General features: G+C 63.8%; 17 protein-coding genes. 8 read left to right on the top strand and 9 right to left on the bottom strand.

Annotation, left to right across the window (positions count from 1 at the left end; translation table 11 throughout):
* Positions 1 to 38 precede the first annotated feature (38 nt).
* Positions 39 to 1,343, top strand: a complete 1,305-nt coding sequence (locus ACSH0F_RS02105) for an NRAMP family divalent metal transporter (RefSeq protein WP_435199440.1) — start codon at positions 39 to 41, stop codon at positions 1,341 to 1,343.
* The gene (locus tag ACSH0F_RS02100; protein WP_435199438.1) at positions 1,340 to 1,996 is read left to right on the top strand and encodes an endonuclease III domain-containing protein; all 657 of its coding nucleotides are present in this window, start codon (positions 1,340 to 1,342) and stop codon (positions 1,994 to 1,996) included. The genes ACSH0F_RS02105 and ACSH0F_RS02100 overlap by 4 nt, the downstream gene beginning before the upstream one ends.
* On the opposite strand, the gene ACSH0F_RS02095 is transcribed toward ACSH0F_RS02100, so the two are convergent.
* From ACSH0F_RS02095 to ACSH0F_RS02080, 4 genes are all read right to left on the bottom strand, one after another.
* Complete coding sequence (locus ACSH0F_RS02095) at positions 1,986 to 2,537, bottom strand: DUF924 family protein (RefSeq protein WP_435199436.1); 552 nt, start codon at positions 2,535 to 2,537, stop codon at positions 1,986 to 1,988. The two genes, ACSH0F_RS02100 and ACSH0F_RS02095, sit on opposite strands and share 11 nt — an antisense overlap.
* A 13-nt stretch (positions 2,538 to 2,550) precedes the next feature.
* On the bottom strand, positions 2,551 to 2,970 hold the full coding sequence (locus tag ACSH0F_RS02090) for a hypothetical protein (RefSeq protein WP_435199433.1): 420 nt from the start codon (positions 2,968 to 2,970) through the stop codon (positions 2,551 to 2,553).
* 77 nt (positions 2,971 to 3,047) lie between these two features.
* Entirely contained in the window at positions 3,048 to 4,469 is a 1,422-nt protein-coding gene (gene tldD, locus ACSH0F_RS02085) for a metalloprotease TldD (RefSeq protein WP_435199431.1), read from the bottom strand.
* 102 nt (positions 4,470 to 4,571) lie between these two features.
* The gene (locus tag ACSH0F_RS02080) at positions 4,572 to 4,832 is read right to left on the bottom strand and encodes a zinc-finger domain-containing protein (protein WP_435199429.1); all 261 of its coding nucleotides are present in this window, start codon (positions 4,830 to 4,832) and stop codon (positions 4,572 to 4,574) included.
* Positions 4,833 to 4,887: 55 nt separating this feature from the next.
* Here ACSH0F_RS02080 and ACSH0F_RS02075 point away from each other — a divergent pair, with 55 nt between their 5' ends.
* Positions 4,888 to 5,826, top strand: a complete 939-nt coding sequence (locus tag ACSH0F_RS02075) for an ABC transporter ATP-binding protein (RefSeq protein ID WP_305931474.1) — start codon at positions 4,888 to 4,890, stop codon at positions 5,824 to 5,826.
* 18 nt (positions 5,827 to 5,844) lie between these two features.
* On the opposite strand, the gene ACSH0F_RS02070 is transcribed toward ACSH0F_RS02075, so the two are convergent.
* On the bottom strand, positions 5,845 to 6,033 hold the full coding sequence (locus ACSH0F_RS02070) for a hypothetical protein (RefSeq protein ID WP_278329240.1): 189 nt from the start codon (positions 6,031 to 6,033) through the stop codon (positions 5,845 to 5,847).
* 139 nt (positions 6,034 to 6,172) lie between these two features.
* On the opposite strand from ACSH0F_RS02070, the gene nadB reads away from it, so the two are divergent.
* Positions 6,173 to 7,768: an L-aspartate oxidase gene (gene nadB / locus ACSH0F_RS02065; RefSeq protein ID WP_435199427.1), complete on the top strand. Its 1,596-nt coding sequence runs from the start codon at positions 6,173 to 6,175 to the stop codon at positions 7,766 to 7,768.
* A gap of 227 nt (positions 7,769 to 7,995) precedes the next feature.
* The gene (locus ACSH0F_RS02060; protein ID WP_435199425.1) at positions 7,996 to 8,487 is read left to right on the top strand and encodes an energy transducer TonB family protein; all 492 of its coding nucleotides are present in this window, start codon (positions 7,996 to 7,998) and stop codon (positions 8,485 to 8,487) included.
* A 78-nt stretch (positions 8,488 to 8,565) separates the two neighbouring features.
* Here the strand turns inward: ACSH0F_RS02060 and ACSH0F_RS02055 are convergent, their stop codons facing one another.
* From ACSH0F_RS02055 to ACSH0F_RS02040, 4 genes are all read right to left on the bottom strand, one after another.
* On the bottom strand, positions 8,566 to 8,796 hold the full coding sequence (locus tag ACSH0F_RS02055) for a hypothetical protein (protein ID WP_435199423.1): 231 nt from the start codon (positions 8,794 to 8,796) through the stop codon (positions 8,566 to 8,568).
* A gap of 187 nt (positions 8,797 to 8,983) precedes the next feature.
* Complete coding sequence (locus ACSH0F_RS02050; RefSeq protein WP_435199421.1) at positions 8,984 to 9,253, bottom strand: hypothetical protein; 270 nt, start codon at positions 9,251 to 9,253, stop codon at positions 8,984 to 8,986.
* A 25-nt stretch (positions 9,254 to 9,278) separates the two neighbouring features.
* The gene (locus ACSH0F_RS02045; RefSeq protein ID WP_435199419.1) at positions 9,279 to 9,743 is read right to left on the bottom strand and encodes a hypothetical protein; all 465 of its coding nucleotides are present in this window, start codon (positions 9,741 to 9,743) and stop codon (positions 9,279 to 9,281) included.
* 109 nt (positions 9,744 to 9,852) lie between these two features.
* Positions 9,853 to 10,182, bottom strand: coding sequence for a PilZ domain-containing protein (locus ACSH0F_RS02040; RefSeq protein WP_435199417.1), 330 nt, complete (start codon positions 10,180 to 10,182; stop codon positions 9,853 to 9,855).
* Between the two features lie 149 nt (positions 10,183 to 10,331).
* Here ACSH0F_RS02040 and ACSH0F_RS02035 point away from each other — a divergent pair, with 149 nt between their 5' ends.
* From ACSH0F_RS02035 to ACSH0F_RS02025, 3 genes are all read left to right on the top strand, one after another.
* Complete coding sequence (locus tag ACSH0F_RS02035) at positions 10,332 to 11,219, top strand: alpha/beta fold hydrolase (protein ID WP_435199415.1); 888 nt, start codon at positions 10,332 to 10,334, stop codon at positions 11,217 to 11,219.
* A 307-nt stretch (positions 11,220 to 11,526) separates the two neighbouring features.
* Complete coding sequence (locus ACSH0F_RS02030) at positions 11,527 to 12,024, top strand: energy transducer TonB family protein (protein WP_435199413.1); 498 nt, start codon at positions 11,527 to 11,529, stop codon at positions 12,022 to 12,024.
* A gap of 604 nt (positions 12,025 to 12,628) precedes the next feature.
* Positions 12,629 to 14,647 (top strand): ribonucleoside-diphosphate reductase subunit alpha, encoded by a 2,019-nt coding sequence (locus tag ACSH0F_RS02025; protein ID WP_435199411.1) that lies wholly within the window; start codon positions 12,629 to 12,631, stop codon positions 14,645 to 14,647.
* Positions 14,648 to 14,660 lie beyond the last annotated feature (13 nt).

The raw sequence follows: 14,660 nt of genomic DNA, 5'->3' as shown, positions 1-14,660 counted from the left end.
ATTGCGCAGGCTGCACCTGCGCGGCACAAGCGGCAGCCATGACAAGGCTCGGATCGATCCTCCTGTGGTCCGCGATCGCTGCGGCTTTCATCGGGCCGGGGACGGTCACGGCGGCGGCGAGCGCGGGTGCCGGGCCCGGCATGGCAGTGCTGTGGGCGATCGTCTTTTCGGGCGTGGCGACATTCACGCTGCAGGAATTCGCCGGACGGCTGGCGATCGCGACCGGGGGCGACCTCGCTGCGGTATTGCGACGCCGCTATTCGCATGGCGCTGCCCGCCTCCTTGTACTGGCATTGGTGGCGGGTGCGGTGCTGCTCGGCTGTGCGGCCTATGAGGCGGGGAATATCCTTGGGGGGGTGGCAGGGGCGATGCTCGCCATCGACTTGCCCCGCAGCGTGTTGACGCTGCCGTTGGCGATTGCGGCGGTCGCGCTGCTCCTGCTCGGCTCGCCGCAACGGATCGCGCAAGCGATGGCGGTGTTCGTAGCGCTAATGGGGGCAGGCTTCCTGTTGGTCGCCGCGAGCCTTGCGCCGAGTCTCTCTGCTTTAGCGAGCGGAATCGTGCCCGATTTCTCGCTCCTCGAAGAAGAGGCTGCGCTGCTCACCATCCTCGCCCTCGTGGGCACCACGGTCGTGCCCTATAATCTCTTTCTCGGCTCGGCGTTGGCGCGGGGGCAGACGGTGGCGCAGATGCGCCTCGGACTCGCCATCGCCGTTGGGTTGGGCGCGCTGATTACGGCGGCGATCCTCGTAGTCGGCACCGCGCTCGATGGCGAACTCTCTTTCGATGCGCTGGCCGATACGCTGGAAGGGCAACTGGGCGAATGGGCGCGGACCGGGCTCGCGCTGGGCCTGCTCGCCGCCGGATTGTCCTCCGCGGTCACGGCTCCGCTCGCTGCTGCGCTGACTGCGCGCGGTTTGTTCGGGAATATCGACGATCCGCACTGGGCGGCGAAGGGCTGGCGCTTCCGCGGCGTGTGGGCAGCGGTCATCCTGATCGGGGCGGGATTCGGGATGGCCGATGTCAGGCCCGGACCGGCGATCCTCGCGGCGCAGGCGTTCAATGGTGCGCTGCTGCCGTTGGTCGCGCTGTTCCTGCTGGCAGCGATGAACGATCCGGGACTGCGGCGCGGCGCGGCGAATGGCCCGCTCGCGAATGTAGTGGGGCTGTTCGTGGTAGGGATCGCCTGCATGCTGGGACTGGTCGCGCTTGCCCGAGTGTTCGCGTCAGTGAGTGGGGCGGAGCTGCCCGACCCGGCGATCCTTCTGTCGGTCACGGGGATAATCGGTCTGCTGCTCGGTTTCGGCGCGATTGCCCTTCGTCCAACAAGAACTGCGCCGTGAGCCTGACGCTCAATCAGTCCGACGTCGAGATAGTCTACGAGCGGCTGCGCGAGGCCATGCCCGGCCGCACGCCGGGCGCCAAAGGCCCCAAGGGCCAGCCCGATGCCTTCCGCTCCTGCGTGTCCTGCATGCTGTCCGCGCAATCGCTCGATCGCAACACGGCGAAGGCGGCGCGCCAGCTTTTCGGGCTGGCGCAGACTCCGCAAGAAATGCTCGCGATGGACGAGCGCGACATCGCCGAAGCGATCCGGGCTTGCGGTCTCTACAACATGAAGGCGCGCAATATTCGGGCGTTCTGCAGCGCTCTGCTGGAAAAGCATCACGGCCGCGTGCCCGATACACGCGAAGGGCTGATGGCGCTGCCCGGCATCGGCCGCAAATGCGCCGATATCGTGCTCAGCTTCACCTTCGGGAAAGACGTGATCGCGGTCGACACTCATGTGCACCGCGTGAGCAATCGGATCGGCCTCACCGATGCGAAGACGGCGGACAAGACCGCGGCCCAGCTGGAAGAACGCTCACCCGAATGGGCGCTGCATGACGGGCATTTCTGGCTGATCCAGTTCGGCAAGCGCATTTGCACCGCCCGCGCGCCGAAGTGCGAGAGTTGCCCGGTATCGGACCTGTGCCTCTATTACGCAGCTACCAGCTGAAGCCGTCGGCAATCGCCTCTTCCTCGGCCTTGCTGCTTTCGCGCCCGAGTATATCATTGCGGTGCGGGAAACGACCGAAGCGCGCGATCATCTCGCGATGCGACCGGGCGAACTCGAGTGCGTCCGGCGCGTAGCGGGCAAACAGTTCGACCGATAAGTCCTGGTCGCGGATTTGTTCGCTGTGCATCAGCGGCATGAGCGCGAATTGGCGCTGGTCCTCGGTATAGTCTGCAAGCCAGCCACGCTCGATCACGTTATGGGTTATTGCCCGGGCTTGCGGGTCATGCGCAAAGGCCTGCACCGTATCGCGATGGATGTTGCGCGGTATTTGGTCGAATAGAATTATCGCGGCGAGCGCTGTTTGTGGATCGGCGAGAAACTCACCCGGTGCTCGCGTCGCCTGCCGCTCCAGTTCCTCGCCGAAGCGGTTTTCGAGCATCGCGTCGATGGCATCCGTCGGCGCGAACCAGTCCTCGCTGCCGAGCGTGTGGAACCACACATGCAATATGTCGCGCGCCCACGACGGCGCAGGTGTTGTCACGCGCGGGACTGCTTCAACCCTCGGCGTCTTCCGGCAGACGGTAGGGAATGAAATCGTCGAGGAAGATGATGCCCGAGAGGAACCCGCCAAAGCGTTCTACCGTGGTGATCTGATCGGTCCGGCACAGGCTGGAGCCGTCGAACTTCCTGATGACCATGATGTCGTCCGAATCGATCGATTCCGGCGTGCGCGTGTAATTCACCCAGATCGTACGGCCCTGTTTGTAGACCAGCGCCGTGTCGTCGATCTGCGTCAGATTGCGGCTGCCGATGGTGCGGATGCAGCGCTCCGGCTCACCGGCGACGCGGTCATCCAGCATCTTGGCAAGCTTGGCTTCGCCCCTGGTCAGTTCGCGATCGGCATAATCTTGCGCGGATGCCGGCGCAGCCAGCATGGTGAGAGCGGCGGTGGCTGCAAGGATGGGCTTCAACATGGCGAGTCTCCTTCAGAGGCGCGATATATACCGGTCAACGCCTGAACGGGCGATGAGTTCTGGCCCATGTGCGGACCCTATGCCGTTCCGCCCACGGTGAGGCCGTCGATCAGCAGCGTCGGCTGGCCCACGCCGGCGGGTACGCCCTGGCCGCCCTTGCCGCACATGCCGATGCCTTCGTCCAGGGTCATGTCGTCACCGATGCCGGTCACGCGGGTCAGCACGCTGGGCCCGTCGCCGATCAGCGTCGCGCCCTTGATCGGCGCGACGATCTTGCCCTTCTCGACCTTGTAGGCTTCGGTGCAGGCGAAGACGAATTTGCCGGAAACGATATCGACCTGGCCGCCGCCGAAGCTGGTGGCGTAAATCCCGTCGTCGACACGGCTCAGCAGCTCGGCGGGATCGTCCTCACCGCTCTGCATGAAAGTGTTGGTCATGCGCGGCATGGGGGCGTGCTGGTAGCTTTCGCGGCGGCCGTTGCCGGTCGGCTCCACGCCCATCAGCCGCGCATTGAGGCGGTCCTGCATGTAGCCCTTGAGAATGCCGTCCTCGATCAGCACGGTCTCGCGCGTCGGCGTGCCTTCGTCGTCGATGGTGAGAGAGCCGCGCCGTTCCGCGATGCTACCGTCGTCGATCACGGTGACGCCGGGCGCGGCGACACGCTCGCCGATCCGGCCGGAGAAGGCGCTGGTGCCCTTGCGGTTGAAGTCGCCCTCCAGTCCGTGGCCGACCGCTTCGTGCAGCAGGATGCCGGGCCAGCCGGGGCCGAGCAGGACGGTCGTCTCGCCCGCTGGCGCCTCGACGCTGTCGAGATTGACCAGCGCCTGGCGCACCGCCTCGTCCACGGCACGCATCCACTGACCTTCATCGAACAGCCGGTCGTAGAGGTAGCGGCCGCCGAAGCCGAAATTGCCGGTCTCGCGCCGTCCGTTCTGTTCGGTGACGACCGAGACGTTAAGGCGCACCAGCGGACGGATGTCGCGCGCGGTGAAGCCGTCGGCGCGGATGATGTCGATCGCGCTCCAGCTCGCCGACATGCCGACGCTGACCTGCGCCACGCGCGGATCCTTGGCCCGGGCGACGGCGTCGATCTTCTCCAGCAGCGCGACCTTTTCCGCGAACGGCACGAGGTCGAGCGGGCTGGCATCGGTGTAGAGATGGCGATTGGTGCGTTCGGGAGGGGCGGCATGGGGCGCTTTGGTCGCGTCGAGCAACTGCAGCGTCTCGCCTGCACGCGAGATCGCCGCGGCGCTGATCTCGTTGGCGTGCGCGAAGCCGGTCGTCTCGCCCGACACGCCGCGCAGGCCGAAGCCCGAATCGCGCGAATAATCCGCCGTCTTCAGCCTGCCGTCGTCGAAGGCGAAGGTCTCCGACGCCATGAATTGCAGGTAGAGCTCGCCATCGTCGCAAGGCTTCAGCAGGCGCGCGGTCAGGGCCTGCGCATCTTGCGGATCGATCTGGTTGTAGAGCAGGGCGTGTGGATCGTTGGGGTCGGTCATTCACCCCATGTAGGCACTAGGTCGTCCCAGCGAAAGCTGGGATCGCTGTCAATCAGGCGCAATTCCTAAAGCGATCCCAGCTTTCGCTGGGATGACTATCATCTACCGATGCCCCGGATCGGCACCCTCGGAAATGTCCATCAGCGTCGACTGGTCCACCCCGTCGGCCGGGCCGCCTTCGAGGACGAAGCGCCGGTCGCAATAGCCGCAGTCGACATAGCCGCGCTCGTCGATCTCCAGCCACACTTTCGGATGGCCGAGCGCGATCGGCTTGTACCGCTCGCCGCTGCGAATGTCGGTTGCACCGTCGCACCACACGCGGCGCGTGGTGACCTTGGACACTTCGGGAGGAGGCAGGCTCATGGGTCTGGGCCGATAATGGGTTTGACCGAACCGCTCAAGAGCCTAGGTGACCCGCATGAGCACACCGCCCGCAATCCGCATCGACAATCTCGTCAAGGAATATGCCTCGCCGGGGCCGGGCGAGCCGCCGAAGCTGGCCCTGAAGGGCGTGAGCTTCGATGTGCCGCAGGGCGGCATCTTCGGACTTCTGGGGCCGAACGGGGCGGGCAAGTCCACGCTGATCAATATCCTCGCAGGCCTCGTCACAAAGACCGAAGGCAGCGCCGAAATCTGGGGTTTCGACATCGGCGAGAACCCGCGCAATGCGAAGCGCAGCATCGGGATCGTCCCGCAGGAGATCGTCTTCGATCCCTTCTTCACGCCGTTCGAAGTGCTGGAGAACCAAGGCGGCTTTTACGGTATCCCCAAGTCAGAACGCCGTAGCGAGGAACTGCTGCGCGCGGTGCACCTGTGGGACAAGCGCGATGCCTATGCGCGCACGCTGTCGGGCGGGATGAAACGTCGCCTTCTCATCGCCAAGGCCATGGTCCATTCGCCGCCGATCCTCGTGCTCGACGAGCCGACTGCCGGTGTCGACGTGGAACTGCGCCGCCAGCTGTGGGAGCTGGTGAACGAGCTGAATGCCGAAGGCGTCACGGTGGTGCTCACCACACACTATCTCGAGGAAGCCGAGCAGCTGTGCGACCGGATCGCGATCATCAACCACGGCGAGCTGATCGCAGAGAAACCGACCCGCGAACTGGTCGGCATGGCGCGCGAGAAAGTGGTCGCTGTCACGGTCGACAAGGACCTCGGCGGACCGATCATGGAAGAGGCCTTCGTGCGTGCCGAAGTCGTCCAGCCGCGCAAGCTGGAAATCACCTACGACCGCGACAAGGCGAGCGCGGGGCAGGTGCTATCGATCGTGCAGTCGCACGGCTATGCGATCGAGGACGTGACGACGCGCGAAGCCGATCTGGAGGACGTCTTCGTCCAGCTGACCGGCTCCGGCTGATCCAATCCGAATGTCGGCTTAGTAGATCGCCTGGCGACCCAGGCCTGCATCCTTGACGCGCATGGCGGCCCAGTGATGCGGTTCGACTTCTTCCATCGGCGTCTTGCAGCAGCGGCAGCGGCCGAACTGTTGGCCTCCAGCGCGCTTGATGCCCTCGCGATCGACAGAGTGCTTTCCGAACGCGCAAGCGATTTGACCCAGTTTCATATGTGCGTGACCCTCCAGTCCACTTTTTGTCTTTCCCCTGTCGAGTCGCGCCTTAACCATAGCGCCTGCCCAGTTCAGCCCTCCTGCGCCGAGTCGTTCCTCGCTTGCCGCGTGGCGAAGCCTTGGGCATGACGCGCGCATGACAGAACCCCACGACGTCCTCATCATCGGATCGGGCGCCGCCGGCCTGACGGCTGCATTGGCGCTGGCGGAGCACAAGAAAGTGTTGGTCCTCGCCAAGGGCACGCTCGAGAGCGGATCGACCGCCTGGGCGCAGGGCGGCATCGCAGCGGTGCTCGATGCGGGCGACACGTTCGAGGATCACATTCGCGACACGATGGTGGCAGGCGCGGGGCTCAACGATCTCGAAACGGTCGAATTCGTAATCGAACGTGCACCGGCGGCCATCGACCGATTGTGCGAGCTGGGCGTGCCGTTCAATCGCGAGGCGATGGACGAAGGTGGCGATCTCCACCTCACCCGCGAGGGCGGCCATTCGCACCGCCGGATCGTCCATGTCGACGATGCCACCGGCTGGGCGGTGCAGGCCGCCTTGCTGAAAGCGGCGGAGGAGAATCCGAACATCACCCTGCTGCCAGGCCAGAGCTGCATCGACATGATAACCGGACGCAACCAGGTGGAGTATTCGGGGTCCGGCCGCGTCTGGGGCGCCTATGCGCTGGACGAGGAAAGCGGCGAAGTCGTCGCCCATGTCGCGCGGGCCACCGTGCTGGCGGCGGGCGGGGCGGGCCGTGTCTACCTGTTCAGCACGGCCCCTCGCGGCGCGACGGGCGACGGCATCGCCATGGCCTGGCGGGCGGGCGCGCGCGTCTCAAACATGGAGATGATGCAGTTCCACCCGACCTGCCTCTACAACCTCGAGGTCAAGAATTTCCTTATCACCGAGGCGGTGCGCGGCGAGGGCGGGCGGCTGGTCAACCCGGACACGGGCGAGCGCTACATGGAAAAATACGATGCCGAGCGCATGGAGCTTGCCCCCCGCGACATCGTCGCGCGCGCCAACGACGACCAGATCAAGCGCCACGGCCTCGACTATGTCCATCTCGACATCAGCCACGAGCCGCCCGAGTTCGTGAAGGAGCATTTCCCGACGATCCACGAAAAGCTGCTCAGCCTCGGCATCGATATGACCAAAGGGCCCATCCCGGTGGTGCCGGCACAGCACTATACCTGCGGCGGAGTGAAGATCGGCCTCGATGCGAAGACCGACCTGCCCGGCCTGTGGGCGGCGGGTGAATGCACCGAGAGTGGCCTCCACGGTGCGAACCGGCTCGCGTCCAATTCGCTGCTCGAATGCTTCGTGTTCGGCGAGGCCGCGGCCAAGGATATCCTCGCATGCTGGGACAAGCTCGACGATCCGCCGGAAATCCTGCCGTGGGACGAAAGCCGTGTGACCGATTCCGACGAGGAAGTGGTCATCAAGCAGAACTGGACCGAAATCCGCCGCTTCATGTGGAATTACGTCGGCATCGTGCGGACGACCAAGCGGCTGGAACGCGCCGCCAACCGGATCGAGATGCTGCGCCAAGAGGTGGAGGACTATTACGGCAGCTTCCGCGTCACGACCGATCTGATCGAACTGCGCAACCTGCTCGAGTGTGCTGCGCTGATCGTGAAAAGCGCGCTGCGGCGACACGAGAGCCGAGGCCTGCATTTCATCCTCGACTACCCCGAAACGTCGTCCGTCGCCCGCGATACGGTGCTGGTGCCCTGATGTATGCACCTCGTCGACTACGAGTGTAATTCGAAGACCCTAGTTTACGCTTTAGCGATGCTCGATGGCATTCCTTTGCGCGAAGTGCTGTTTCTCTGACCGAGGCAGTCGCATGTGGCGGCTGCCCCGATCGACCATCCAAGCCCATGCACGAGCGTTACGGGACTGTGCTCGGCTTCTGGTCCCACATGGCCGGTCATCCTGGTTCCCCCAAGGAGGATGATCCGATGAAGACTATTGTACACTTGACTTTCGCCGCAGCCGCTTCGGCTGCCATTCTCGCCGCCCCGGTCGCGGCCGGACAGGACGACGGCATCGTCGTGACCTCGCCTGCCGCCATGACCGAATGGATAGCGGATATGAACGCCCAGCTCGACCGCCAGCTGATCCGATCTGACGGGCACCGCAATCCGGGCGTGATGAGCGCCATCGTGCAGCTTCGCTTCACGCTCGATGAAGCGGGCAAGCCGACAAACCTTCAGACCCTCCACCATTCAGGGTCACGGCGCGCTGCTCGCGTTGCAAAAATGGCTGTGCGCAATCTGCGTGGCTTCGACCGGGTTCCGGTGACCGGTGCATCGGACGCGACTTATCAGGCCAACCTCGTATTCGCTCGTAATTCGGGCGAAGGCGAGACGCTCAAAGCCGAGCTGGCCGATCTGGAAAGAGTGCGCCTCGCTGCCGGTGACGGCGCGGATGTCATCATGCTCGGCGGCTGATCGCAGTCGGCCCCGACACCAAAAGCCATGGCCGCGCCCTTGATGGGGTGCGGCCATGGCATGTGCGCGGACCTGGGATTACAACGAACCGCGCGAGCCGAGCAGATCCTCGAAAGGATCGGGATACGGCATGATCGCCCCGTCCGTCGTCCAGTCGTCACCACTGTCGCCGAGCGGATCGGTGCCGCCCGAGACATCGTCGAGCGACGCCGGATCGAGTTGTTCGATCCGCGCCTTGGCCGCGTCCGCGGCATTGGCGATGACCGAAGCGAGCTGTGCCTGGCCGAGCCGTGCTGCCTTGCTTTTCATGATGGTTCTCCTTCCATTGCTGGCCCGGAGATGGATTGAGCACGCACCAGCCGTCCGGACCCACGGCAGGGCGAAAATCTTGGAGCGCTGCTTTGGCGCAACCCCACTTCGCCGATCCGCAGCCTGCAAAGAAAAGGCGGGGACCGCGGCCAAGGGAGGCCGCGATCCCCATAGGCTCACGGGTTCGTTAGAACTCCGACGAATCGCCCCCGTTGAGGAAGTCGAGCCAGGGATCGGGTTGGGTCGGTGCCATACCGTCGGTAACGACATCGCCGATGTCGCCCACGCCTGGAAAGATGGAGCCGCCGGTGGGGCTGGATACAGGTTCGACGCCACCTGCGACGGCGTCGAGCGTCGCGCCATCCAGCTGAACGATGCGTGCTTTCGCGAGATCGCCGGCCTGGCCGAGGGCTGCTGTCAGATCGGCGCTGTCGAGACGCCCTGCCTTCTTCGTCATGGTAGTTTCCTTTCTACGACCCGGATCAAGCGGTGACCCGTTCCCTGCGGTCCGGGGGGCCGACAGGCGAGGGTGTTGCGTGAACATGCGGCGAGACTGCGTCGCTCTTCTTGCGGCGCGTCACGATCTGGGGGCAGCGCAGGCAGCTCGCAGTGCCGTTTTCGGCAAACCAGCGGCAGGTTGCGCGCAGGGTGCAGCCAGGTGCGACATCGACGACCGGTTGCAGGCGCTTGATGATTTCGCGTCCCAACCCGCAGCCGCCCTCTTTCCATTGTCCGCAGCCCTTGTTGGCGCAGGGTGCGGCGAAGCGGAGCGCATGGCCGGGATCGACGCCGAGCTGTTCGGCGTCGAAATCTTCCGGCAGATCGACGCCCTTCTCGACATAGGAGACGCGGGGCGGGCCTTTTTCCTCGAGCACGACGCCCAGCAGACGCGCTTCGGGATGCTGGTGTGGCGCGCTGGGGCAATCCAGCTGCTTTTTTTCGGCCATGGCGATTCTCCCCGATGTCAGTTCCAGGGAGCGAGGCTAGCGAGACGGCAGCCGGCGAAAATACGCCAGCGGGCCTAGTCGATCCGTCCTAGTGCGATTGGGGGAAGGGCTATTGCGAGGTCGACGGGCCCGGCACGTTCCAGTCCGAACGCAGCGGCCAGTCGTCTAGCGCAAAGCTGCGCACCACCGACAGGGGCATGGGCTGGAGGAAGAAAATCCCCATGCTCTCTCCCAATTGCCATGCCACTTCGCCGGAGACGGCAAGGTCGGCCGTCAGTTGGATAGTCACCGGCGCTCCGATGTCGCCGGGCAACGCGCCACCCTCGATCATGCAATCGGACTGCGACAAGTTTCGCATCGTGCAAAGAGTGTCGACGCCGGCGATGGTTGCACGAACGGTCTCGCGCGTCTGGCTGCGGTCTTCTTTCCTGCGGTCCATTGATCGTAAGGTCCTGGATCGAGGCTCACAGCCGCGGAGTGACGCACTTGGCTGGAAAAGGCTTGTATACGTGCGACATTCGCGATGGACTTGGCGGGACGTTTCGGCTGAAAAGGCTCGGAAAGAATTAGAAATCAGGGGAACGAGGCATGCCCAAGGCACAGGCGAACGGGATCGAAATCCATTACGAGGAACATGGGGATCCGGCCGCGGATCCGATGCTGCTGGTCATGGGCTTCGGCGCGCAGCTGATCTTGTGGCCCGACGAGCTGGTCGAAGCGCTGGCCGGACATGGCTTCCGCGTGATCCGCTACGACAACCGCGACATCGGACTCAGCGAAAAGTTCGACGGGGTGAAGGCGCCGGGCATCCTCAAGATGACGCTGCTGACCAAGCTCGGCTTCACACCCAAAGTGCCCTATACGCTGGCGGATATGGCGGACGACGGGGTCGGCCTGCTCGATGCGCTGGAGATCGACCGCGCGCATATCGTGGGCGCCAGCATGGGTGGAATGATCGCGCAACATGTCGCCGCTCGGCATTCGCAGCGCTGCAAATCGCTAACGTCGATTTTCTCGACCACCGGCAATCCCAAGCTGCCCGCCGCGAAGCCCGAAGCCTTGAAAGCGCTGGTGACGCGGCCGAAGAGCATGGAGGAAGAGGCGCTGGTCGATCACGGGGTGATGCTCGCCCGCACCATCGGTTCGCCCGGATACCCGTCCGACGAGGAGCGCCTGCGGAACCGTGCGCGGGCGAGCGTACAGCGCAGCATCTATCCCGAAGGACCGACCCGCCATCTCTCGGCGATCGTCGCAGATGGCGACCGCCGCGAGATGCTCAAGGATGTCTCCGTTCCGACCCTCGTCATGCATGGCGAGGACGATCCGCTGGTGCCGGTCGAAGGCGGGCGCGATACCGCAGCCGCGATCCCTGGCGCGAAGCTCAAGACGATCCCCGGCTGGGGTCACGACTTGCCGCTGGAGCTGGTCGACGAGGTGGCGGAGGCCATTGCATCCCACGCCCGTGCCGCCGCTTAGCGAGTCGCTCGCAAGACGCCATTCGAGCCGGTCACTTTGAATGCCGTTGCGGGTTCAAAATTGTTAACCACAGCGCGGAAAGTGCTTTCGCTCGTTATATAGTTGCAACTTTGTATAGATCCGACATGTTAATATGACCCGATTTTGACATTAGTAGCGATTCATGTATTCACGAAGACGTCGCGAGCGTCCGCAGAAGCCTCAACGCTGATCGACCAAAGACCGCTATCGCTATAAAACAAGGTTTGTCGCACTTCGTGTGATACTCTCTTCGGCCGATCATCCTCTATACGTAAAGGATGATCCCATGAATAAGCTTTCCATATTCGCCATGTCCGTTGCCGTCACGGCATCGCTGCTGGCCACGCCGCTGGCGTCGCAGGAGATCGTCGTGTCACCTACCTCGCCCAGCGAGTTCGCGGATAATGTGCAGAAGGATCTGGACCGGCACCTACGACAGATACGCGTTTCACCCCAATCGGCTCCAAGCGGTGCCGCGAGTGTGCGCTTCACCGCCGGTGTCGACGGACGCCCGGAAAACGTGACTATCTATCGCAAGTCCGGCTCATCCCAGGTAGACCGGGCGAGCCGACGCGCAGTCTCGCGACTTACCAGCCTTTCACCATTGCCGCGGGGCAGTGCGAACGGCCAGGTCATTCAGGCGAACATCATTTTCGCCAATAACGAGAAGCAAGCCGAGCGGCTCTCGCGCCAATTGGCGCGCGAAGAAAGTCGTCGGCTCGCGTCGTCCCCGGCGGAGCGCAGCGTCCTCGCGCTGACGGTCGGGGGGCCCCCTGTCTCCTGACGACGATGCGATTACCGTCTCGGTACGGGGCGGTGTTCGTCTGCGGGAACGGTGTCCCGTGCCGGGGTCGCCATTTTGAATCGAACGGTTGCGGGCTCTGCTTCGGCGGGGCCCGCCTTTTGGACAGCTGCGGGGCCGCACGATTCAAAAATTGCGCCCCCGGATTCGAATGAATCGCAAGGGCGATGCATCCTTTTTGCCCGCAAAATTTTTTTCGCAGATTCATTTTCCGGCTTGCGGGGGTCGCCAGCCCAGCTTTCTCCACGCGTCGCGGCGTTGCAGCAAGGTAGGACACCCGGCTTCCAGCTGCATCCGCGCCATTAAATCTTCATTCACCCTCTTGCGTGCGAGTCCCGCCTGATTCAGTATCTAGTAGTCGGGCTACCGGGGGTACCCACAAGACCTAGCATCGAGGGCGCCCATCCCCATATGGGATGTGCGCCGCGTCCGCGCCGGTCTGTGGGTAAAAAAGGGATAAGTTTCCGCCCTGCGACCGGCGAAAATTGGTAGGCGTGTTTCTGGCTCGCCGACTCGAACACAAGCGGAACACGCGCCCGAGCATGCGACGACCAGCAGCCGGGCCCAAACGGCGGGGCTGACCACGATGGATTTCAAGAGCGGGGACGATATTGCGATGGAGATGGACCTGGATGTGCGCGACTCCACCGACGATGCGACCACGGCCGAAGCCGGAAAGGCAGTGAGCATGGATAAGGGCGATACGGGCAGCGATGCGCTGGTCAGCGAAGCCGCGGGCGAAGCGCTCGCCGGCGCGATGAAGGCTGCCACGCAGAAGGAAGATTCGAAGAAGGTCCTCGATCGCCGCTTCGACGTGCAGATCGACGAGAGCCGCGACGAACTGCTGACCGAATTCGGCAAGGAAACGCTGACCGATCGCTACCTGCTGCCCGGTGAGAAATACCAGGACCTGTTCGCCCGCGTCGCCGACTATTTCGCCGACGATGCCGAGCACGCGCAGCGCCTTTACGATTACATCAGCCGCCTGTGGTTCATGCCGGCAACCCCGGTGCTGTCGAATGGCGGCACCACGCGCGGCCTGCCGATTTCCTGCTATCTCAATTCGGTGTCCGACAGCCTCGACGGCATCGTCAACACTTGGAATGAGAATGTCTGGCTCGCCTCCAAGGGCGGCGGCATCGGCACCTATTGGGGCAATGTCCGCGGCATCGGGGAGCCGGTCGGCCTCAACGGCAAGACCAGCGGGATCATCCCGTTCGTTCGGGTCATGGACAGCCTGACGCTCGCGATCAGCCAGGGCTCGCTGCGCCGCGGTTCGGCCGCCTGCTATATCGACATCACCCATCCGGAGATCGAGGAGTTCCTCGAGATCCGCAAACCCTCGGGCGATTTCAACCGCAAGGCGCTGAACCTGCACCACGGCGTGCTGGTGACCGATGCCTTCATGGAAGCCGTCCGTAACGGCGAGGAATTCGACCTCGTATCCCCGCGTGACGGATCGGTCCGCAAGACCGTGGATGCGCGCAGCCTGTTCCAGAAGCTCGTCGAAACCCGCCTGGCCACGGGCGAGCCCTATATCGTTTTCTCCGACACGGTGAACCGGATGATGCCCAAGCATCACCGCGAATTGGGCCTCAAAGTCTCGACCTCGAACCTGTGCGCCGAGATCACCCTGCCGACTGGGATCGACCACCTCGGCAACGATCGCACGGCGGTGTGCTGCCTCTCCTCGCTCAACCTCGAGAAATGGGACGAGTGGAACGAGGACAAGACCTTCATCGAGGACGTCATGCGCTTCCTCGACAATGTCCTGCAGGACTATATCGACCGCGCGCCGGACGAGATGGCCCGCGCGAAATATTCCGCCATGCGCGAACGCAGCGTCGGCATGGGCGTGATGGGCTTCCACTCCTTCCTCCAGGCCAAGGGCATCGGCTTCGAAAGCCCGATGGCGAAGGTCTGGAACCTCAAGATGTTCAAGCACATCAGCGGCAAGGCGGAAGAGGCGTCGCTGGTGCTCGCACAGGAACGCGGCGCCTGCCCCGATGCGGAAGAAATGGGCGCGATGGAGCGCTTCAGCTGCAAGATGGCGATCGCGCCGACCGCGTCGATCAGCATCATCTGCGGCGGCACCAGCGCCTGTATCGAGCCGATCCCGGCGAACATCTATACCCACAAGACGCTGTCCGGCAGCTTCGTGGTCAAGAACCCGTATCTGGAAAAGATCCTCGACAAGAAATCGAAAAACTCGACTGCGGTCTGGAATTCGATCCTCGAGCGGGGCGGCAGCGTCCAGCATCTCGACTTCCTCAGCGCCGAGGAAAAGGCCGCGTTCAAGACCAGCTTCGAGATCGACCAGCGCTGGCTGCTCGAATTCGCTGCCGACCGCGCGCCCTATATCGACCAGGCCCAGTCGCTGAACCTGTTCATCCCCGCCGATGTCGACAAGTGGGACCTGATGATGCTGCACTTCCAGGCATGGGAGAAGGGCATCAAGTCGCTCTACTACCTGCGTTCCAAGAGCGTGCAGCGCGCCGGTTTCGCCGGCGGCGTCGAGGCGGACAACACCGCCGATGCCGCGAAATACGAACTGGCCGCCGGCGGCGAGCAGACCGATTACGAGGAATGCCTCGCCTGTCAGTAGGCTTGTCCAGCCA

The sequence above is a fragment of the Qipengyuania sp. 902 genome (assembly GCF_051195295.1).
Classification (GTDB): Bacteria; Pseudomonadota; Alphaproteobacteria; order Sphingomonadales; family Sphingomonadaceae; genus Qipengyuania.
Note: the sequence above shows the minus strand (reverse complement) of the source record. Positions and strands in the feature narration are given on the sequence as shown.